The sequence below is a fragment of the Streptomyces sp. NPDC001443 genome (assembly GCF_053597355.1).
The window spans coordinates 45,093-67,138 of the sequence record NZ_JBSFIA010000045.1 but is presented as its reverse complement, the minus strand read 5'-3'; the positions used below and the strand labels follow the sequence as shown (position 1 = coordinate 67,138).

Genomic DNA, 22,046 nt, shown 5'->3' with positions numbered 1-22,046 from the left:
GGTCCATTCAAACACCGCAATCGAGTAGGAGCTGCCATGCAGATAGTTGTCGCTGGTCAGGGCTACGTAGGGCTTCCCCTGGCCGTACGCGCCGCAGAGGTGGGGCACCGTGTCGTCGGCTACGACGTGGACCCGCACCGCGTCCAGCAGCTCGCCGCCGGCCAGTCCTGCGTGCGGGACGTGGCCTCCTCGCGGCTTCGCGCGGTGCTGGACTCCGGGGCCTACTCCGCGACCGCCGACGGTGCGACGCTGGCCGGCTTCGACATCGCGGTGATCACCGTGCCGACCCCGCTGCGGGACGGCGTGCCCGACCTGACCTACATCGAATCCTGCGCCCGGACACTGGGTGAGCACCTGCGCCACGGCGCGACGGTGGTCCTGGAGTCCACGAGCTATCCCGGCACCACCGAGGAGCTGCTGCTGCCGATCTTGGAAGAGACCTCGGGCCTCAAGGGCGGGGCAGACTTCCTGGCCGGCTTCAGCCCCGAGCGGATCGGAAACAAGCGGTGGTCGTTCGACGGGACGCCGAAGCTGGTGTCCGGAATCGACGCCAAATCGCTCAACGTGATCAAGGACTTCTACGACGGCATCTTCCAGACCACGGTGCCGGTGTCAGGGCCGAAGGTCGCCGAGTTGGCCAAGCTGCTGGAGAATACCTTCCGGTTCGTCAACATCTCCATGATCAACGAGATGGCGATGCTGGCCGATGCCCTCGGCGTGAACATCTGGGAGGCGATCGACGCCGCCGCGACCAAGCCGTTCGGATTCACGAAGTTCACCCCGGGGCCGGGGGTCGGTGGGCACTGCCTGCCCGTCGACCCGATGTTCCTCTCTTGGAAGGCCCAGCAGGAGCTTGGCATCCCGTTCCGGTTCGCGGAACTCGCCGCCGACGTGAACCGGAACATGCCCGACTACGTAGTCCGGCGCCTCGTGGAAGCACTCGACAAGCGGGGCATACCGGTCAGCGGATCTCAGATTCTGCTCCTCGGCCTGACCTACAAGTACGACGCCACCGACCTGCGCAATTCCCCGTCGGCACGTGTCGCCGAACTTCTCATCGGCCTCGGTGCCGATGTCCGCGGCTCCGAACCCAACATCCCGGACGGCGTCGACACCGAGCTGAATGTGCCCCGGGTCGATGCGACCCCGGAAGAGGTAGCCGCCGCTGATGCGGTGGTTCTTCTCATGGATCATCCGCGATTCGACCTCGTGATGATCGAGAAGCACGCGCCGTACGTGCTCGACTGCCGAAACCGCCTGTCCGGAGCGAACGTCGAGACCCTGTAGTTCCCGAACCCCTCTGGCCCGCTGCTGACTTCAACCCCAGGAGTTCCCTTGCGTGACGAATGGGAGCACGTCCACACGGACTACACCCGGCCCGCGCAGCGCCCCGCGCCTGCCTCGTTGGCCGAGAGCGAGGGCGACTGGCGCCGCTACCTGGAAGGTGACACCCCCAACGGCTGGCTGATCCAGCACAGCGCGATGACCGAAGCGCTCGTCAGCGGTCGGCCCATGTACCTGCTGCACACCACCAAGGACATCGCCGCGATCCGCACCAGCGGTGAGCTGCACGTCTCCACCGGGTGCCTGGTCGGGGCCCTGTACTGCTCCCCTCTGACCCGTCAGCGGGAAGGACTGCGTCCGCACAATCTCGGCGCCTACCTGATGCAGACGAAGCCCGACACCACGCCCATGATCTTCGAGGTCATGCCGGACGCTCCGATCCCCACCAAGGGCGTGGACTATCTGCACCTCGGTGCCATCCACCTGCGTACCTACCTGCGCTACCAGAACTATCTCACCCTGGCCGAGAACGACCAGCTCGACCATGCCGTGCTGACCGGGCTGGGCGCCGCGGCCGGATTCCTCGACACCGCCCTGCGCAACGCAGTCGGCCGCGCCACGGAGGCCACCGAGTTCATCGACCAGCTGGCCGCTGCCGTGCCCGCTGTACCGTTTCTCGGCTACCTGTACTTCGAGGTGCTGTCCGAGTACCTGATGCTCCACTCCACGACTCCGGAGACCAGTGGCTACGCCCAGGTCGGAGAGCTGAACAACTGGCTGTACAAGCGACTCGCGTTCGCCGCCGTGAGCGGCATGCACCGATTGTTCGACCTGGCCCGCTTCCATCCGCGCCACCAGCAGCTCGTCCAGCTCATCGCCGGCGTGGAACCGGCGCTCGCTCCGGGAGTCGCCGAGTACGTGCGGCGGCGACTGTCCCATCAGTTCGCCCGGATCGCGCTGCACCCGTCCCAGGACGCGGCCACGGTGAGCTTCCGGGGCATTGATCTCAGCGCGCTCCGGTACGTCGCGCCGGGGCTGGTCGGGCAGATGGTCTTTCGCGAGATCCGGTACATGCCGCGCTATCGGCAGCTCTACCACTGCTTCGAGAAGGCCAAGGCGCTGGAGGCTTGGGACTACTGGAACCACGAGGGCATCCCCACGCCCTTCAACGGCATACTCTCCAAAGGCGAGATCGGGATACACCCCGTCTACCCCCGGTCGGCAGTCAGGGCGTGGACGGCAAAGCGGGACAACAGAGGCTTCCTGCACCCAGCCCAGGAGATCACCGCTGTCCTCACGCCGCACCTGGCGTCGTGGTGGGCGCCACCTCGCAACCGCGGACGGATGATCACCACTGATCCGCAGATCATGGTGGACCGTAGTGGCCCGTCCTCGGTTCCCGCCTACCGGTCATCTATCGAGGGGATCTCCGCGTGACCACGAAACCCTTGACTATCCTCACCGGCATCAACCGCACGTCCGACCCTTCGTCCGGCAGCATGATCCTCGTCGGCGACCTCTACCGCGCCACGCCCAACACCCATACGACCTTCCTCGGCCGGACACCAGTCCATCCGGTGTGGAAGACCGCGTTCGATCACCTGATCCCCCTCTCCACGACGAAGCAACCCCAGGGCCCTGGCTTCGACGCCTACGTGGACGAGCTGACGCAAGAGGTAGGGAAGCTCATCGAGCAGATCCGGCCGGACGCCATCCACGCCCAGAACGTCGGGTTCGCACTCAGCCTCGCGCTCAGTCGCACCGCCGACACGATCCCGATCATCTCCATCGCTCACGGCCCCGAAGTGATGGCGGCCGAGCGCAACATGGCGGAGCACGAGGCCGTGCTCGAAGTCGCCGGTGCAAGCGCCGCGATCGTCACCCCGACCTCGGTCCTCGCCGACCGCATCGATCGCCTCACCGGGCGCCGGTTCACCGACCGCATCGTCATCATCCCGTGGGGCATCCGTCTGGCCGATGCCCATGTACGCAATCAGCCGTCCGCAGGGTCCGGTCCCCTGTCTCTGGTACACGCCGGCCGCCTGGACGACAACAAATCCACGATCACCGCCGTCGAATCCCTCGCATTGACCGATCAGCCGCACCACTTGACCGTGATCGGCAATGGACCCCTACGGGAGCATCTGGAACAGCGGACTATCGAACTCGGCCTGCGGGATAGAGTCCATTTTGATCCGTTCCTGCCCCGCGCCGAACTGTGGCGCCGCCTGCCGAACTTCGACGCCTTCGTCTTCACGACCAAGGGTCTGGAGGCTTTCGGGCTCGTCCTCATTGAGGCCCAAGCCCACGGACTTCCGGTTGTCTACTCCGATCTTCCCGGTGTGAGGGAAATCCTCGGGAGCGCTGGTGTTCCGTACACTCCCGGCGACCCGTGCTCGCTGGCCGTGGCCCTAGACGAGATGGGCCGAGACTTCCATCGGCGGAAGGCCCTGATCAAGGCGGCTCTACATAACGCGCGCCGATACGACATCACTGCCACCGGCCGCCAGCTTCGCGACTTGACGCTCCGGGTTACCTCCTAATACTGCAACGGTCATTGCCGTGACTGCTGGCCAGCTCGCTCGTTGGTGTGGTTATGGGTGGGGACCTTGCTGATGTCAGGTTGTGGGCTGGTGAACTGACCGCTCTGCATGAGCGGTTGGTGCACCGTTTCAAAAGGTCGGAGCCGCGGGAGTCGGTTCTGGCCTATATGCGGGGACTGATTGCTCCACTCCAGCGCAAGAACGGCTGGACCCTGGCCGAGGAGGCCGGCCATGACGGCCCGGACCGTATCCAGCGGATGCTGAACCGGATCGAGTGGGACGCCGACGAGGTGCTGGACGACGTACGCGCCTATGTCGTGGAACATCTCGGCGACCGGGATGCTGTGCTGATCGTCGATGACACCGGCTTCCTGAAGAAGGGCACCCGCTCGGCCGACGTGCAGCGGCAGTACTCCGGAACTGCGGGACGCACGGAGAACTCCCAGATCGGGGTGTTCCTCGCCTACGCAACCGGCCGGGGACGCACGCTGATCGACCGGCGGCTGTATCTGCCCACGTCCTGGACGGACGACCGCGAACGCTGCCGCCGTGCAGGCATCGACGACCACGTCGCTTTCGAGACGAAGGTGGCGATGGCCAAGGCGATGGTCCGCAAGGCGATCGCCGACCGGGTCCCGTTCGGCTGGGTGACCGCGGATGCCGCATACGGGTTCAGCAAGGGCTGGCAGTTCGAGCTGGAGCAGGCGGACGTCTTCCACGTCATGGCCACAACGAGGCACAACACCGTCGTCACCCGCTGGGCGATCGACCACCCCGTCCACGACCTGTTCCCCGGCCTGCCCCGGCAGAAACGGAAACGCCGCTCCTGCGGCGCAGGCGCCCACGGCCAGCGGGTCTACGACTGGGCCGGCGTCGAGGTGCGGCCCTGGCACCGCGAGGACCGCCGGCACTGGGTGATCGCCCGCCGCAGCATCAGCCGGCCCGAGGAGATCTCCTACTACATCGCCTACTGCCCGGCCGACACCACGCTGGACGAGCTGATCCGCATCGCGGGCAGCCGATGGGCGGTCGAGGAATGCTTCCAGAGCGCGAAGCAGGAATGCGGCCTGGACGACTACCAGGTCCGCCGCTATCCCGGCCAGCACCGCCACATAACCCTCGCCATGGCCGCCCACGCCTGCCTGACCGTCCTGCGAGCCCGCGCACTCGACACCGACAAAGCAGAAACGGATCCTCCCAGCTCATCCACCTCAGCCTCGCCGAGATCCGACGACTGATCACCCACCTCACCAACCGCCGTCCCACCCCGGTCGAGCACATCCCGCACTGGTCGACATGGCGCCGCAGACGCCAGCACCAAGCCCGCCTCAGCCACTACAAACGACGCGGCCACAGCCCCTGAAAACTGCCCAACACTCAGAACAAGGACCGTTGCAGTACTAGTCCGAAGCGGGTGGGCTGCAACGGAAGTCGTTCTTTGGGATAGAACGTCCCGTACTTTTACGTGACGTATAGGCGCAGGTCACGGACGATCCGGAGCACACAAAGATCGCTAAACTCGACGAGTCCGCGGAGTTCGGCACGCAGGACGTAGGTGCCGCTGCCTCCTCTCCTACCTGGTCGCTTCCAGCGTCCCGCGCAGGAGTCACCGAGTGCGTGGGCCGACCGGGCCCCTGATGGACCCGGTCGGCTGTGGCCACCGGCGCTGTCAGTCGTGCGGCACCACTGCTACCGGCGCGGAGGCGTGCTGCAGCACCGCGTGGGTCACCGGGCCGATGCGGCCGCCCACCAACGCGTGATTCTTCTTCCGCCCGACGACGACCAGCGACGCGTCCCGCGAAGCGTGTACAAGGTGACGGCCGGCGCCGCCGATGACGGCCTGCTCGCGCACTTCCACCCCGGGGAACTTGTCCTTCCAAGGCCGCAGGACGTCGCTGAGTCCGTGCCGGGCCTCCTCCGCCAGTTCGGCGTTGAGACCCGAATCCAGAACGGCGCCGTAGCCGTAGACGACGGCGGGGTTCCAGCCGTGGACCACCCGCAGGCCGGCCGAACGACGCCGGGCGGCCTCGAACGCGAACTCGACGACGGCGTCGGCCGGGCTCTCCAGGTCCAAGCCCAGCACGACGTCGCGGTACGGAGTGGTGATCGCCTCGGTGCCCGTGGCGTCCGGCAGATGCTCGTCCTCGGGGCGCTCACCGGCCCTTACGAGGACGACGGGCCGTTCCGTGCGTGCCACCACGGCTAGGGCGACGGAGCCGACCAGGAAACCCGCCACCGTACCGAGGCGCCGGGACCCGAGGACCAGCAGTTCGGTGTCCTTCGCGGCGGTCAGCAGGGCCGGGACGGGCTGCTCTTCGGTCCGTTGGGTGGTGATCCGCAGACCGGGGTGGCGCTCCGTGAGCCGGGACTCTGCCTCAAGCAGGAAGCCGGCCGCCCATGTGCGCTGGGCGTCGATCATGTCCGGCACCGCAGCCGCCGTGAAGGGCGCATAGAGCGGGCGCAGTGAGTCCCTGGCATGCAGGAGACACAGGGGCACCTGTCGTTGTGCTGCTTCGCGCGCGGCCCAGTCCCCGGCGGCGATGCTTTCGGGCGAGCCGTCAAGGCCGACGGTGATGGCGAGCATGTGCGGACCTCCTTCAGGGATGTACCTTCAGTCTCCGATCCCGTGCGCTGGGGCAGGAGGGGCCAGAAGTCCTCGTCAGGAGCCGATCGGCCCCCGGTGCAGAGCCTCTGACGCCATGTCGGTCACGGCCGGCCGGGCGCAATGGTGACGGCGCTGAAGGCGTCGCGCGCAACAGCGTGGGCCGGGGACTTGGTCCCTGGCCCACGGAAGCGATGCCTGCCCGGTACGTCACGAGTGCACCGACGTGCGGTGCTCCTTCCGAACCGGCCGAACCGGCCGAACCGCCCGATGCGGCACCTGCGGGAGCGTCCTGGGCGTCCGTCGGCGCAGCAGCCGGACGGCAAGACCGTCGAAGGCCGCGGTGAGGACACACGTCAGACCCGCCGCCAACACGAGCAGTACCGCGAACCGCTCCCAGAACTCCGGTGTGAGGCTGGTACCCACTGTGCTCGCCCTCCCTGGTCGGGGTCGTTCTCCTTGCTACCAGCCAACTCCGCAACGAGTCGGGGCGCATGAGCCGAGTGGGCCCGGACGCAGGCGCGGAACGGCACTTGCACTTGGGGCCGCACGAGCCTTGGGCCGGCAGGCCCGGGAGGAGGCGATCATGAAGCGCATACACGTGGACAGGAGTCCCCGCGCTCCGCGGCGGCCGAAGGCTCCCGATCTTCGGACGCCTTCCGGACGGTCCGTCGCACACGAATGCCGTGCGCCTCAGCCCTCCGCCTTCTGCGACGGCACCCGCCACACCAGCCCGGTGCCGCCGCCCTCTGACTTCCCCAGTTCCAGACGGCCGCCCAACTGCTCGGCCCGTTCCGCCATGTTGCGCAGCCCGCTGCGGCGACCGCTTTCGGGGATGCCCACGCCGTTGTCGGCAACCGACAGCCGCACCTCCCGCCCGTCCGTCGCCAGGAGCACGTCGGCCCGGTCCGCGCGCGCGTGGCGGGCTATGTTGGTCAGGGCCTCGGAGAGGACCGCGACCACGTGGTCGGCGATCTCCTTCGGCACGTCGGTGTCGAGCAGGCCCTCCATGCGCACGCCGGGCGCGAAGCCGAGGACCGGCGCGGCCTCGCCGACCACCCGTATCGCCCGTGCCCGCAGGCCGGTTTCCCCCGCGCCCCCTCGGGAGCGCAAGCCGAAGATCGTCGACCTGATGATCTTGATGGTCTCGTCGAGGTCATCGACCGCGCGCACCACGCGTTGGGAGGCCTCCTCGTGCTCGATGAAGCGGCCGGCGCTCTGCAGGGTCATGCCGGTGGCGAAGAGCCGCTGGATCGCCAGGTCGTGCAGATCCCGTGCGATCCGGTCGCGGTCCTGGAGCACCGCGACCTCCTCGGCGTCCTGGCGGCGCTGCGCCAGCTCCATCGCGACGGCGGCCTGTGCGGCGAAGGTCTTCAGGGGCTCGGTTTCAGCCGCCGAGAACACCGGCTGACCGGCCTTTCGCGCCAGCAGGACCACGCCTTGCGGACCCGCCTCGCCCGCGCCGATCGGCACGGCCACGGCAGGGCCGAGCCCGCCGAACCGCGGAGGTTCCAGGGAGATCCGCTCGTCATGGCCGACGTCCGCGCTGGAAACCGGGGCAGCACCGGAGAAGGCCAGCCCCATCAGGCTGCTGTCCATCGGCAGGACGAGGCCCCGGTGCGCCTCGGCGTCCAGGCCGACGGCGATCTCCACGGCGAGCGTTCCGGTGTCCGCCATGGGCAGCGCGACCGCCGCCAGGGCGGCTCCGGTGATCTCACGGGCCCGCTCGGCGATCAGCGAGAGGACCTCGGTGCGGTCACTGCCGGACATCAGGTTGTGGGTGATGTCCGCGTTCGCCCGCAACCAGCGTTCCCGCAGCCGGGACTCCTCGTACAGCCGCGCGTTGTCGATGGCGACGCCGGCCGCCACGGCCAGTGTGAGCGTGACCGCGACGTCTTCCTCGTCGAACTGGGCGCCGCCCCGCTTCTCGGTCAGATACAGGTTCCCGAAGACCTGGTCGCGCACCCTGATCGGGACGCCGAGGAAGGTGTTCATCGGCGGATGGTGCGCCGGGAAGCCGTGCGAGGCCGGGTGCTCGGAGATCTTCGCCAGCCGCAGCGGCTCAGGATGGCTGATCAGCTCACCGAGAATCCCGTGCCCCTCCGGATACGGGCCGATCCGGGCGATCTGCTCCTCGCTCACCCCGACCGTGTGGAACGCCGACAGACGCCTGCCGTCCGGACCGATCACGCCGAGCGCCGCGTACTCCGCGTCGACCAGTACCGCGGCCGCCTCCACGATGCTGTGCAGGGCCTGCTCCAGATCCAGCTCCCGGCCGACGGACAGCACCGCCTCCAGCAGGCTGTGCACCCGGTCGCGGGTGCCGCGAGCCGCGTCCAGGCGCGCCTGCAGCTCCTCCAACAGCTCGTCCAGCCGCAGCTGAGGCAGCCGTACGCGAGCCTCCTCGGGGCTTCCCACCGGTACTCCTCCAGGTTCCCCTCAACGCACGGACACCTACCGGTCCGATCATGTGCCCACGGTAGTAGTCGGCTTCGGAATGCGATAGCGAATCGGGCCGAGCGCCAGGGCTCGCACCGCTGCCCCGTCGACATCGCACCGAAGACGGAACTTCGGGAACTCCCCAGGAAGGGGACGGACCCGCCTGGGCCGACCGGCCCCATGGAGAGGACCGACAGCACCTGCCGCTCCGGTACCGACGGTCGGACGCTGGAGCTGTAACAGCCCGAAGCCCATCGGAGGAGACCGACGTCATGGTCCGTTACGTGTACGACTTCGCGGAGGGCGGCCGTGACCTGGCCGGCCTGCTCGGCGGCAAGGGCGCGAACCTGGCCGAGATGACCCGGCTGGGCCTGCCGGTCCCGCCGGGCTTCACCGTCACCACCGAGGCCTGCCGGGCCTTCCTCGCCACCGGCGCGGAGCCGGGCAGCCTGGCCCGCGAGATCACGGAGCACCTGACCGTCCTGGAGCAGGCCGCGGGACGGCGGCTGGGGCAGCCCGACGACCCGCTGCTGCTGTCCGTCCGCTCCGGGGCACGGTTCTCCATGCCCGGCATGATGGAGACGATCCTCGACATCGGACTCAACGACGACTCCGTGCTCGGCCTGGCGAAGGTCTCGGGGAACGAGCGCTTCGCGTGGGACTCCTACCGTCGACTCGTACAGATGTTCGGCAGTACGGTCATGGGTGTCGAGAGCTCCCTCTTCGAGAGCACGCTGGCCGACCTCAAGCGGGTCCGGGGCGCGGTGAACGACCTGGGCCTGACCGCGGCCGACCTGACCGAACTCGTCGGGACGTACAAGGGTCTGATCCATCGGGAGACCGGTGAGGACTTCCCACAGTCGCCTGCCGAGCAACTGCGCCGGGCGGTCCTCGCCGTGTTCGAGTCCTGGAACGGCGAGCGCGCCCGGCTGTACCGGCGCCGCGAGCACATCCCGGACGACCTGGGCACCGCGGTGAACGTGCAGACCATGGTCTTCGGCAACCTCGGCCCCGACTCCGGCAGCGGCGTCGCCTTCACCCGCGACCCGGCCACGGGCCGGCCCGGTCTGTACGGCGACTACCTGGCGAACGCTCAGGGCGAGGACGTCGTCGCCGGGATCCGCAACACCGTCCCGCTGACCGACCTGGAGGAGGTGGACCCGACCTCGTACGCGCAACTACTGCAGAACATGCGGACGTTGGAGACCCACTACCGCGATCTGTGCGACATCGAGTTCACCATCGAGCGCGGCCGGCTGTGGATGCTCCAGACCCGGGTGGGCAAGCGCACCGCCGAGGCCGCGTTCGCCATCGCCGCCGAACTGGCCGACGAGAATCTGATCACCCCCGACGAGGGCCTGGCCCGCGTCGACGGGGACGGCCTCGCCCGGCTGATGTTCCCCCGCTTCGACACCTCGGCCGTCGGCGAGGCGCTCGCACACGGCCTCCCGGCCTCGCCGGGTGCGGCCGTGGGCGCGGCGGTGTTCGACTCGGCCGAAGCCGTCCGCCGGGCCGCCACGGGCGAGAAGGTCGTGCTCGTACGCCAGGAGACCACCCCCGACGACCTGCCGGGCATGATCGCCGCGCAGGCGGTGCTGACCAGCCGCGGCGGCAAGACCAGCCACGCGGCCGTGGTCGCCCGTGGCATGGGCAGGGTGTGCGTGTGCGGTGCCGAAGAACTCACCGTGGACACCGAGGCGCGCCGCTTCACCGTGGCCGACACCGTCGTCGAGGAGGGAACGGTGGTCTCCGTCGACGGTTCGGAGGGGGCCGTGTATCTGGGTGCCGCTCCTCTGGTCGACTCCCCGGTCATGTGCTACTTCGAGACGGGCGAACGGCCGGCCGGGCTGGTCGAGGCCGTGGCCCGCGCCATGGACCGGGCCGACGGCGTGCGACGGCTGGAGGTGCGGGCGAACGCCGACACGCCCGAGGACGCCGCCCGGGCGCGGCGGTTCGGCGCGCAGGGCGTCGGGCTGTGCCGCACCGAGCACATGTTCCTCGGCGAGCGCCGCAAGCTGGTCGAGGCGATGATCCTGGCCCGCAACGACGGCGAGCGCGAGGAGGCGCTCGGCGCGCTGCTGCCGCTCCAGCGGCAGGACTTCATCGGCATCCTGGCGGCGATGGACGGTCTGCCGGTGACGATCCGGCTCATCGACCCGCCCCTGCACGAGTTCCTGCCGGACCGCACCGAGCTCGCCGTGCGCCTCGCCGGCGCCGAGGCCCGGGGCGCCGTGCCCGACCCACACGACACCGAGCTGCTCGCCGCCGTCAACCGCATGCACGAGGAGAACCCGATGCTCGGACTGCGCGGCGTCCGACTGGGCCTGGTCGTTCCGGGGCTGGTGGCCATGCAGGTGCGGGCGATCGCGGAGGCGGTGGTGGAACGCACGAGGGCCGGGGGCTCCCCCGAGGCGGAGATCATGGTGCCGCTGGTCGGCGCCGTCGAGGAACTGCGCATCGAGCGGGCCGAGGTGGAGCGGGTCCTGGCCGAGGTCTCCGAGGAGTCCGGCATGTCCGTGCGGTGCCCGGTCGGCACCATGATCGAACTGCCCCGGGCCGCGCTCACGGCCGGCCGGATCGCCAAGGAAGCGGAATTCTTCTCCTTCGGCACCAACGACCTCACCCAGACCACCTGGGGCTTCTCCCGCGACGATGTCGAGGCGGCGTTCTTCTCGGCCTACCTCGACAAGGGCATCTTCGCCACCTCGCCCTTCGAGACCCTGGACCGTGACGGAGTGGGCCGGCTGGTCCGCCTCGCGGTCGACGAGGGCCGCGCCACCCGTCCCGATCTGAAGATCGGGGTCTGCGGCGAGCACGGCGGAGACCCCGAATCCGTCCGCTTCTTCCACGCGGCCGGACTGGACTACGTCTCCTGCTCGCCGTTCCGCGTCCCGGTCGCCCGTCTGGAGGCCGGACGAGCCGCGCTCCCGGAGGTGGGGACGAGCGACAGCAGGTGAGCGGGACCGCGGAGCCCGAAAGGACGCCGCCCGGGCCCGGTGCCCTTGCTGGTCGTCCCGCCCCCCGTCGAGGGGTGGGCGGGACGGTTCCCCCGACACGGCTCTCGGCCCGTACTCATGCCGAGGTACGACGAGAAAGGAAGTGAGTGCCATGGCCCGCATCGTCAGTGAGGTGATGACCGTCGACGTCGTCGAGGCGCACCCGGAGACGTCGTTCAAGGACGTGGTACGGCTGCTGGACCGGCACCGGATCAGCGGTCTGCCCGTCGTGGACGGCGACGACAAGGTCGTGGGGGTGATCTCCGGGACCGATCTGATACGCCGCCAGGCAGGCCGGCCCAGGGGCGGGCGGGCACGGCGGCTCCGGATGCCCCCGCTGGGCCGCTCCGCCGATCGGGCCGAGGCCGTCGCACGCACCGTCACGGCGCGGGAGCTGATGTCGACGCCCGCGATCACCGTGCACCCGGAACAACGGATCGCGGACGCCGCGCGCGTGATGGAGCGTCACGGCGTCGAGCGCCTGCCGGTCGTGGACGAGGAGGACCGGCTGATCGGCATCGCCACCCGACGCGATCTGCTGCGGGTCTTCCTGCGCACGGACGACGAGATCCACCAGGAGGTCCACGAAGAGGTGCTGACCCGCGCCCTCGGGCTGCCCGCCCACAGCGTGGCCGTCTCGGTCCGGGACGGCATGGCCACGCTGGAAGGGACCGTGCGGCACCGCAGCGACATTCCGCTCGCGATCCGGCTGACGTACCGGGTCGACGGGGTGGTCGGCGTCGTCAACAGCCTGACCCACCAGATCGACGACACCCTCCCCTCCGGGAATCCTCCGGCCCCTGGTCTCCCACACGGCCAGGGTCTGTCCGGCCGGACACCCGGCCCGTCGACTCCGGGGCCGATCAGCCCTTCAAAGGGACCAACGGGACCTGGGGCGGGACCCCGCTGACGAGAGACGCTGCTGGTGGGAGCGGTACCGGTCCCACGCAAGGCCCGCCCCCTCTCCGCGCCGCCACCCGTGCGGCGCCACCCTCTCGACGACGGAGGCTCGCCCCCATGACCCGCCACGACGACCGCAGCGCGACCACCGACCTCGCCGACGCACCGTCCGACACCGCCGTCGCGGTGGACCGCCTGGTGACGAATGGACTCAAGGCGCTCGCCGACTACGAGGCGCTCGATCAGGAGCACGTCGACCACATCGTGAAGAAGGCCTCGGTGGCCGCCCTGGACGCGCACACCGAGCTCGCGCGGCTCGCGGTGGAAGAGACCGGGCGCGGTGTCTTCGAGGACAAGGCGGCCAAGAACATGTTCGCCTGCGAGTACGTCACCCACAGCATGGGCCCGATGAAGACGGTCGGCGTGATCGCCCGCGACGACATCGACGACATGACCGAGGTGGCCGAACCGGTAGGCGTGGTGTGCGCGATCACGCCCGTCACCAACCCGACCTCCACCACGATCTTCAAGGCGCTGATGGCGCTGAAGACCCGCAACCCGGTCGTGTTCGCCTTCCATCCCTCCGCCCAGCGCTGCAGCACCCAGGCCGCCCGCATCGTGCGCGACGCGGCGGTCGCCGCAGGGGCGCCGGAACACTGCGTGCAGTGGATCGAGACACCGTCCGTCGAGGCGACCGGTGCCCTGATGCGGCACCCAGGTGTCTCGCTGATCCTCGCCACCGGCGGCAACGCGATGGTCAAGGCTTCCTATTCGGCCGGCAAGCCCGCCCTGGGCGTCGGCGCCGGCAACGTTCCCGCCTACGTCCACCGCAGTGCCGACGTCCGCCGGGCCGTCAACGATCTGGTGCTGTCCAAGTCGTTCGACAACGGCATGATCTGTGCCTCCGAACAGGCCGTCATCCTGGACGAGGAGATCTACGACGCCGTCCTCGCCGAATTCCGCACCCTGCACGCCCACTTGGCCACCGCCGAGGAGAAGGCGAAGCTGGAGACCTTCCTGTTCCCCGTCGGCACCGCAGGCGGGGGCTGCGAGCCCAAGGTCAACTCCGCGGCCGTCGGGCAGAGCCCGGCGTGGATCGCCGAACAGGCGGGCTTCTCCGTGCCCGCCGACACCTCCCTCATCCTGGTCGAGGCAGACCGGGTCGGCCCCGACGAGCCCCTCACCCGCGAGAAGCTCTGCCCGGTCCTCGCCGTCCTGCGGGCCGGTTCCGAAGAGCAGGGCTTCGACCTGGCCGCCGACATGGTCGCCTTCCACGGACAGGGCCACAGCGCCGTCATCCACACCGGGGACATGGAGCTGGCGGAGGCGTACGGCCGGCGCATCAAGGCCGTACGGATCATCGTCAACGCCCCGTCCTCGCAGGGCGCCATCGGCGGCATCTACAACAGCCTGCTGCCGTCGCTGACACTGGGCTGCGGCTCCTGGGGCAGCACCTCGGTGTCCAACAACGTCTCCGCCGCCCAGCTGCTGAACGTCAAGAGGGTCTCGGTGCGCCGCAACAACCTGCAATGGTTCAAGGTCCCGCCGAAGATCTACTTCGAGCCGCAGTCCATCCGCTACCTCACCTCCATGCCGGACGTCCACCGCGTCACCGTCGTCACCGACGCGACAATGACCCGCCTCGGCCTCGTCGACCGGGTCGAGCGCGTCCTGCGGCGCCGTCGTGAACCGGTCACCATCCAGGTCATCGACAACGTCGAACCCGAGCCCAGCATCGACTCGGTCCGACGCGGCGCCCACCTCATGGGCGGCTTCCGCCCGGACACCATCATCGCCCTCGGCGGCGGCTCCCCCATGGACGCGGCCAAGGTGATGTGGCTGCTGTACGAACAGCAGGCCGAGGGCAAGGATGTCGACTTCGCCGACATGCGGCACAAGTTCTCCGACATCCGCAAACGCGCCTTCCGCTTCCCCGTCCTCGGCAAACTCGCCCGCTTGGTGTGCATCCCCACCACCTCCGGCACCGGCGCCGAAGTGACCCCGTTCGCCGTCATCTCCGACCCCGCCACCGGCAAGAAGTACCCGCTGGCCGACTACGCGCTCACCCCGAGCGTCGCGATCGTCGACCCGCTGCTCACCACCGAGCTGCCCCGCTCGCTGGCCGCCGACAGCGGCTTCGACGCTCTCACCCACGCCATCGAGGCATACGTGTCCGTCTACGCCAACGACTTCACCGACGGCCTCGCCCTGCACGCGATCCGGCTGATCTTCGACAACATCGAGGCCGCGGTGAACGACCGCGCGGCCCGGCCGAAGGCCCAGGAGAAGATGCACAACGCCGGCACCATCGCCGGCATGGCCTTCGGCAACGCCTTCCTCGGCATCGTCCACGCCATGTCCCACACCCTCGGCGCCACCTTCCACATCGCGCACGGCCGCACCAACGCCGTTCTCCTGCCGCACGTCATCCGCTACAACGGCACCGTCCCCACGAAGCTCACCGGCTGGCCCAAGTACGAGAGCTACCGCGCCCCCGAACGCTTCCAGGACATCGCCCGCGCCCTGAGCCTGCCCGCCACCACCCCGGCCGAGGGTGTCGAGTCGCTCGCTTCGGCAGTGGAGCGGCTCCGCGACGCCGTGGGCATCGAGGCGACGTTCCAGGCCCTCGGCGTCGATGAGCGCGCCTTCCTCGACGCCCTGCCCCAACAGGCCCTGAACGCCTACGAGGACCAGTGCGCGCCCGCCAACCCGCGGATGCCGATGCTCGACGACATGCGGGAGTTGATGCGGACTGCCTTCTACGGCCGCCCGGAAGCCGAGCGGGCTGAACGGCCATAGCTCTCGGGCCGGTGCCTCGGCGCCGGTCGGGTTTCGACGACGGCGGTGGGCAGCGGTCCGCGGGGCCACGACCGCACCACCGTCCGGCCCTGGTCGAACAAGCCCTGTGGGTCGGTACGCCCCAGGTGATGGTGCCCTTCGGCCCCTCTTCGGCCCCGCCGCCGAACTGCGCCGAGACGTGGCCCGGTGACTGCTGCACAGGAGACCGCCGCCCCAAGTCGATGCGACTTCCTTCCCCTTCATCCGCCCTTCCCGGGAGGTTCCATGCTGTCCGCGGAATCCGCCGCCCTCGTACGGGCCACCCTGCCCGTCGTGGCCGGAGCGCTCGACGAGATCACCACCCGCTTCTACGCCACGATGTTCCACGACCGGCCGGAACTGCTCGACGGGATGTTCAACCGGGGCAACCAGGCAAGCGGCGCCCAACGCCGAGCCCTCGCCGGGTCGATCGCCGGATTCGCCGGCGCGCTGCTGGAGAATCCCACCGCGCGGCCGGACGCGCTGCTGTCCCGGATCGCCCACAAGCACGCCGCAGTAGGTGTCACCGACGACCAGTACACGATCGTGCACAAGTACCTGTTCGGCGCGATGATCGAGGTCCTCGGCGACGCAGTCACGCCGGAGGTGGCGGCCGCCTGGGACGAGGTCTACTGGCTGATGGCCGGCGCCCTGATCAGCCGGGAGGCCCTGCTCTACCAGGACGCGGATGTCCAGCCCGGCGGGATCTGGCGGCCCTGGACGGTCGTCGAACGTCGTACCGAGACCCCCGACGTCGTGTCCTTCCTGCTCCGCCCGGCAGACGGCGAACGCCCGCCGCATGCCCGCGCGGGCCAGTACGTGAGCGTCCGCGTACGCATGGCCGACGGCGTGCACCAGCTGCGCCAGTACAGCCTTTCCTCGGACCCCGGCGGAGAACTGCGGCGGATCACCGTGAAGCGGCGCAAGGGGGACGCCGAAGGGCCGGACGGCGAGGTCTCCACCTTGCTGTACGACCACGTCGGTGCCGGGGACGAACTGCTGCTGTCCGCGCCGTTCGGCGACGTCTTCCTCGATGACCCGGTGGATGCCACCACCCCCGTCGTGCTGATCTCGGCCGGCATCGGCTGCACCCCCATGACCGGCATCCTGGCCCGCCTGGCCGCCCTCCGCTCGATCCGTCCGGTCCTGGTCCTGCACGCCGACCGCTCCCCCGGCGACCATGCCCTGCGTGCCGAGACGCGCGACCTGGTCGGGCAACTGCCGAGCGCTCGCGCCGTCTTCTGGTACGAGCGCCCCGGTTCGGAGGAACCCACCGCGCACACCGGCCTGATGGACCTGAACGCAACCGAACTCCCCGACAATGCCACGGTGTTCCTCTGCGGCCCGCTGCCCTTCATGCAAGGGGTGCGCGGACAACTGCTCGGCGCCGGGGTCCCCGCGCGACGTATTCGCTACGAGGTCTTCGGACCCGACCTGTGGCTGCCCGACACCTCGGCGTGAACCGCGCCGTATCCCCTGACAACCCGAGGAAGGATCACATATGACCACCGACCACACCCAGGAGATCCCCCTCGTCCGGCTGCGCTCCGAAGGCGCCGTGGACCAGGAGACCCTGGCCTACGCCCGTACGAAGATCGACGCCTTCGTGGGCCGGCCCGGCCTGCCCACCGTCAGTGGCGAGGTGCACCTCGTGCGAGCGGCCGCCGGCCACGCCGGCCACCGGTGGTCGGCCACGGCCGACCTGCGCATCGGCGGTCGTCAAGTGGTCGCGTTCGCCGAGGAGGCGACGGGCACGGAGGCCGTCGACCGGCTCCAGGACCGGCTACGCCGCCAGACCGACAAGGCCGCGCACGCCCGGGACGCCGGGAACCGGACGACGGCCCCGCCGTGGCGCGGCGGAGGCGGACAACCGGTTCCCGGTGCAGGACCCGGCGCCACGGCAGACGGTTCCGGCACGACGTGACGCAGCAGTGGCAGTAGGCCCGGCCGGTCACAGTCCAGCGGCCGGGCCGCCGGGCCCCCTTCAAGGGCCGCCCGGACCAGTGAGGTGACCAATGGCCCACTGACGTGACCCCGGGCCGCAGGACACCGTGGACCCACGCCTCCCGAACGGGCTTCGAGAACGAGGAGTTGTGTGATGGCGAAGGCATATCTGGTGGGCAGTGGGATCGCGGCGCTGGCCGCGGCGACGTTCCTGATCCGTGACGGCGGCTTCGAGGGATCCGACATCCACCTCTTCGAGGAGCAGCGGACCCTCGGCGGCAGTCTGGACGCGGGCGGCACGCCGGACGCCGGTTACACGATGCGCGGCGGGCGGATGTTCGAGGCCGAGTTCCGCTGCACCTACGACCTGCTGTCCGGCATCCCCACCCTCGACGACCCCGCTGTCTCCGTGACCGAGGAGATCCTGGCCGGACACGAGGACTTCGCGTGGGACGACATCGCCCGCCTCGTCGACGGAGACGGCAAGATCATCGACACCACCTCGATGGGATTCTCCGAGCACGACCGGCTGGAGCTGGTCCGCTGCCTGGCCACCCCCGAAGGGCACCTGGACGGCAAGCGGATCACCGACTGCTTCGGCGAACACTTCTTCACCACCAACTTCTGGTTCATGTGGTGCACCACGTTCGCCTTCCAGCCCTGGCACAGCGCCATCGAGTTCCGCCGCTACCTCAGGCGCTTCGTCCACCTGTTCTCCGAGTTCGCCGCCATGTCGGGTATCCACCGGACCCGATACAACCAGTACGACTCCATCATCCGGCCCCTGACCGCCTGGCTCCGCGAGCGCGGCGTCACCGTCCACACCGGCTGCCGCGTCACCGACCTCGGGTTCACCCCGGGCATCGGGAGCGGCACGGTCGAGACCATCCACCTGAGCCGGGGCGGCCGAGACGAGAAGATCGCCGTCACACCCGAGGACCTGGTGTTCGTCACCAACGGCTCCATGACCGACGCTTCCAGCCTCGGCTCGCACACCTCCGCGCCCCCGCCTGCCCCGCAGCGCTCGGACGCCTGGCTGCTGTGGCACCGACTGGCCCGCGGCCGCGAAAACTTCGGCGACCCGGCCGTCTTCGACAAACACGTGAAGGAGTCCCGCTGGGAGTCCTTCACGGTCACCACGAAGGACCCCGCCTTCCTGAAGGCGCTGGAGGAGTTCAGCGGCCGGCCGACAGGCAAGGGCGGCCTGATGACCTTCACCGAGTCCAACTGGCTGCTCACCCTCGTCGCCAACCGCCAGCCCGTCTACCGCGACCAGCCCGAGGGCGTCGGCGTCTGGTGGGGCTACGGCCTGTTCCCCGACCGCACCGGCAACCAGACGCCCAAGCCGATGACCACGTGCACCGGCCGCGAGATCCTCGAAGAGATCCTGCACCACCTCCCGTTCGACGCGCGCACGGCGGCCCGCATTCTCGCGACCTCCACCGTCGTGCCCTGCGTGATGCCGTACATCACCAGCCAGTTCTTGACCCGTCGCCGCGGCGACCGGCCCCGGGTGGTGCCCGAGGGATCGGTGAACCTCGCCTTCGTCGGACAGTTCGCCGAGGTGCCCGACGACGTCGTCTTCACCGTCGAGTACTCCGTACGCACCGCCTGGGCGGCGGTGGCGCAACTCCTGAAGCTGGACAAGCAGCCGCCCGCGGTCTACAAGGGCCACCACGACCCCCATGTACTGGCCGCCGCGCTGGAGACCATGCACCGCCGGTGATCACCGACGTCGCCTCACTCAAGGTCGTCCACCGTCAGGATCCGACTGCCATTCCCGATGCCTCCGGCCCGAGCAGGCCGATGACGTGGAAGACCGGGTAATCGGGTGCGATCCGCTCGAAGTCTTCCAGTGGCGCGGTCCGGTCGACGGGTGCGTGCGGCCGGGCGCCGGGAGCTGCGTTGAGGTAGGCGCGTAAGATCTGGGCGCGGGACGAGGCCGGGACCTCCCGGAGGGTGACGTCGTGGTCCCGTCCATGCCGGATGACGGCCTCGCCGCCCGAGGCGTGCACATTGCGTACCCAGTTGGCGTGAGTGCCCAACATCGACACCACGTACCACTTGCCCTCATGGGCCACGGGGACCACCGGGAAAGCGATCATCCTGCCGCTGGCCCTGCCGCGGACAATGAGAGTGACTCCGTGGTCCTGCGGCGCGCGCGCCGTACCGTAGCGCCACCGCCAGAAGGCGTTGAGCAGACGGGCGACCGCGTCGGGCCGGTCACCCCGATAGATCCACCGTTTCAGCCCGTACAACGGGCGCAGAGTTGTCCGGCCTCGGGCCACGTCGTCCAGCGTAGCTCGGACGCTCCGTCGTGAGTGGATGTCGGACAGATCCGGAGCCGGGACGCTGCGATGCCGGTGGAGGCTCTACGGTGACCGGCTCTGTCCCGTCGACTGGACACACCCACACCCGGCAAGCCAGTACACCCTCCGGGCCAGGGTCGAGGACACCATCAACCAGGCCCTCGACGTTACCGACCTGCGCCGGGCCCACTACCGCGGCCTGCCCAAGACCAGCCTCCAGCACGCCTACTCCGCCACCGCGATCAACGTCATCCGGCTCGACGCCCACTGGACCGGCCAGTCCCGACACCCACGGAACAGCCGACTCACCTGGCTCAGTCACCAACTCGCAGCCTGATCACCGGCCCCGAATCCAGCAGCAGAGTCCCTGAGCGACTCTGTCGGGGATCTTGAGATTCCCGGGAGGGCGCCATCGGCGGTTCAGGACACTTCGGATGGTCGCGTAGTCCTGGCCTCCCGAGGTGATCAGTGTCCGTTCTTCCCCGGTCCGGTGCGATGGTGCCGGAGCTCACGGCTCGGATGGCACGGGCCAGCAACCCTCGCGGCACAACGGCGATGTGGGTGCGCGACCACCTTGACGGGCTGTGGAGCGACCAGGACTTCGTCTCCTGGTACCCACGCGATGGCCGCCCCGGTCTCTCTCCTGCTCAACTGGCCATGGTGTGCGTGCTGCAGTTCCTGCTCAACCTGTCCGACCGGCAGGCGGCGGAGGCGGTCCGGTGCCGCATCGACTTCAAGTACGCCCTGGCCCTGGAGTTGGACGATCCCGGTTTCCACCACAGTGTGCTGAGCGACTTCCGGGACCGTCTGGGCGAGGACGACCGCGCGGACAGGCTGCTGTCCCTGGCACTGGAGCGGATGCGCAAGGCTGGCCTGGTCACCGAACGCGGCCGACAGCGCACCGACTCCACGCAGGTCTTGGCTGCCGCGCGGGACTCCACCCGCCTGGAGATGGTCCTCGAAGCGGTCCGTGCTGCGTTGGAGGAGGCCGCCCGGGACGTCCCCGAGATCCTGGATGGGCTGGTGGATGCCGACCGGGCCACCCGTTACGGGCGGCTTGTCCGTCTGCCCAGTCAGCCCACGCACCCCGTCACCCGTCTCAAGCAGGCCGGAGCGGACGCCCATCGGCTCCTTGCGTGCTTGCCGTCCCACCGGCGCGGCCCCCGCATGGAGGCCCTACGGCAGATCCTCGTGCAGAACTTCCTCGTCGACGCCCGCGGTGTCCTGCGGCCACGCACCGAGAAGGACGGACAGCCCAAGGGGGCCCGGCGGGTCTCGCCCTACGACTGCCAGACCCGCCGGGCCATCCGCGGCAACACCAGGTGGAGCGGCTACCTGGTCCACGTCACCGAGACCTGCGACTCCGACGAGAACGCCAACCTGATCACGGACATCGCCACCACCAGCCCGATCAGGGACACGCAGGCCCTGCCCGGCATCCACACCCGGCTCCGCCAGCGCCGGCTGCTGCCCCGGGAACACCTGGTCGACGGCGGCTACCTCTCCGTCGCCCTGCTGGAAAGCTCCGCAGTCCACCATCAGATCCAGCTTGTCGGGCCGGTCAAGGCCAGCGGGGCATGGCAGAGGAAGGAACAGTCCGGTTTCACCCGGGACGACTTCACCATCGACTTCGACCGGCGCCACGTCATCTGCCCCAACGGACAGATCACAAAGACCTGGATCACACCGCCCGCTATGGCTCCCTGTACCGTCGCCCGGTTCCACCCACAACAGTGCAACCCGTGCCCCGACCGGTCCTCCTGCACGCGGGGGACCTCGGCCCGCACCGTGAACTTCCTCCCCCGTCACCTGCACGAACTTCAGATCCGCAACCGCACCGAGCAGCAAGACCTCCAGCGGAGACGGCTCTACTCCATCCGGTCCGGCATCGAGGGAACCATCTGCGAATTCGTCAATGGGCACCAAGCACGGCGCAGCCGCTACCACGGTCTTCGCAAGACTCACATCCAACACGTGCTGACCGGCATCGCCATCAACCTTGAGCGCCTTGCTTCACGCACGCCACCACGCCGCCAGGGACCTCGGCACCCCACGGTCTTCCAGAGTTACCTCGACTCACGCGGCCTGACCTGGGAATGCTGGTGGCGGCAAGGCAAGTGAGCCCGATCCACAAGATCCCCGACAGAGTCGCTCAGTGGGGCCAGGAGCGGCACCGATCCCCTGCGGCGTCGCTCCGTTCACGCCGCCACGC

15 protein-coding genes are annotated in these 22,046 nt (G+C 69.3%); 12 read left to right on the top strand and 3 right to left on the bottom strand.

Going from position 1 to position 22,046, the window contains the following annotated elements:
* Positions 1 to 36: 36 nt before the first annotated feature.
* Genes ACWC24_RS34910 through ACWC24_RS34895 form a run of 4 tightly spaced genes read left to right on the top strand, consistent with a single transcriptional unit; the run spans position 37 to position 5,065 of the window.
* The gene (locus tag ACWC24_RS34910; RefSeq protein WP_450666910.1) at positions 37 to 1,287 is read left to right on the top strand and encodes a nucleotide sugar dehydrogenase; all 1,251 of its coding nucleotides are present in this window, start codon (positions 37 to 39) and stop codon (positions 1,285 to 1,287) included.
* Positions 1,288 to 1,335: 48 nt separating this feature from the next.
* On the top strand, positions 1,336 to 2,721 hold the full coding sequence (locus tag ACWC24_RS34905; protein ID WP_450666909.1) for a hypothetical protein: 1,386 nt from the start codon (positions 1,336 to 1,338) through the stop codon (positions 2,719 to 2,721).
* A complete protein-coding gene (locus tag ACWC24_RS34900) occupies positions 2,718 to 3,827 on the top strand; it encodes a glycosyltransferase family 4 protein (protein WP_450666908.1) in 1,110 nt (369 codons plus the stop codon). Before ACWC24_RS34905 ends, ACWC24_RS34900 begins: the two co-directional genes overlap by 4 nt.
* Positions 3,828 to 3,880: 53 nt before the next feature.
* Complete coding sequence (locus ACWC24_RS34895) at positions 3,881 to 5,065, top strand: IS701 family transposase (RefSeq protein ID WP_450666907.1); 1,185 nt, start codon at positions 3,881 to 3,883, stop codon at positions 5,063 to 5,065.
* 431 nt (positions 5,066 to 5,496) lie between these two features.
* On the opposite strand, the gene ACWC24_RS34890 is transcribed toward ACWC24_RS34895, so the two are convergent.
* A complete protein-coding gene (locus ACWC24_RS34890; protein WP_450666906.1) occupies positions 5,497 to 6,411 on the bottom strand; it encodes a universal stress protein in 915 nt (304 codons plus the stop codon).
* A 711-nt stretch (positions 6,412 to 7,122) separates the two neighbouring features.
* Positions 7,123 to 8,847, bottom strand: a complete 1,725-nt coding sequence (locus tag ACWC24_RS34885) for a GAF domain-containing protein (protein WP_450666905.1) — start codon at positions 8,845 to 8,847, stop codon at positions 7,123 to 7,125.
* 293 nt (positions 8,848 to 9,140) lie between these two features.
* Between ACWC24_RS34885 and ppdK the strand changes: the two genes are divergently transcribed.
* The 6 genes from ppdK (at position 9,141) to ACWC24_RS34855 (ending at position 19,251) form a co-directional block, all read left to right on the top strand.
* Complete coding sequence (ppdK, locus tag ACWC24_RS34880) at positions 9,141 to 11,825, top strand: pyruvate, phosphate dikinase (RefSeq protein ID WP_450666904.1); 2,685 nt, start codon at positions 9,141 to 9,143, stop codon at positions 11,823 to 11,825.
* A 151-nt stretch (positions 11,826 to 11,976) separates the two neighbouring features.
* Complete coding sequence (locus tag ACWC24_RS34875; RefSeq protein ID WP_450666903.1) at positions 11,977 to 12,774, top strand: CBS domain-containing protein; 798 nt, start codon at positions 11,977 to 11,979, stop codon at positions 12,772 to 12,774.
* Between the two features lie 107 nt (positions 12,775 to 12,881).
* Positions 12,882 to 15,563, top strand: a complete 2,682-nt coding sequence (gene adhE / locus ACWC24_RS34870; protein WP_450666902.1) for a bifunctional acetaldehyde-CoA/alcohol dehydrogenase — start codon at positions 12,882 to 12,884, stop codon at positions 15,561 to 15,563.
* 264 nt (positions 15,564 to 15,827) lie between these two features.
* The gene (locus ACWC24_RS34865; protein ID WP_450666901.1) at positions 15,828 to 17,042 is read left to right on the top strand and encodes a globin domain-containing protein; all 1,215 of its coding nucleotides are present in this window, start codon (positions 15,828 to 15,830) and stop codon (positions 17,040 to 17,042) included.
* Between the two features lie 40 nt (positions 17,043 to 17,082).
* Entirely contained in the window at positions 17,083 to 17,505 is a 423-nt protein-coding gene (locus ACWC24_RS34860; RefSeq protein WP_450666900.1) for a hypothetical protein, read from the top strand.
* A 171-nt stretch (positions 17,506 to 17,676) separates the two neighbouring features.
* Positions 17,677 to 19,251 carry an oleate hydratase gene (locus tag ACWC24_RS34855; RefSeq protein ID WP_450666899.1) on the top strand — a complete coding sequence of 525 codons (1,575 nt, stop codon included), beginning with the start codon at positions 17,677 to 17,679 and terminating at the stop codon, positions 19,249 to 19,251.
* Positions 19,252 to 19,285: 34 nt separating this feature from the next.
* On the opposite strand, the gene ACWC24_RS34850 is transcribed toward ACWC24_RS34855, so the two are convergent.
* The gene (locus tag ACWC24_RS34850; RefSeq protein WP_450666898.1) at positions 19,286 to 19,813 is read right to left on the bottom strand and encodes a nitroreductase/quinone reductase family protein; all 528 of its coding nucleotides are present in this window, start codon (positions 19,811 to 19,813) and stop codon (positions 19,286 to 19,288) included.
* A 37-nt stretch (positions 19,814 to 19,850) separates the two neighbouring features.
* On the opposite strand from ACWC24_RS34850, the gene ACWC24_RS34845 reads away from it, so the two are divergent.
* Together ACWC24_RS34845 and ACWC24_RS34840 are read left to right on the top strand one after the other, a co-directional pair.
* Entirely contained in the window at positions 19,851 to 20,171 is a 321-nt protein-coding gene (locus ACWC24_RS34845) for a transposase (protein WP_450666897.1), read from the top strand.
* A 158-nt stretch (positions 20,172 to 20,329) separates the two neighbouring features.
* The gene (locus ACWC24_RS34840; RefSeq protein ID WP_450666925.1) at positions 20,330 to 21,955 is read left to right on the top strand and encodes an IS1182 family transposase; all 1,626 of its coding nucleotides are present in this window, start codon (positions 20,330 to 20,332) and stop codon (positions 21,953 to 21,955) included.
* The last annotated feature ends 91 nt before the right edge of the window (positions 21,956 to 22,046 follow it).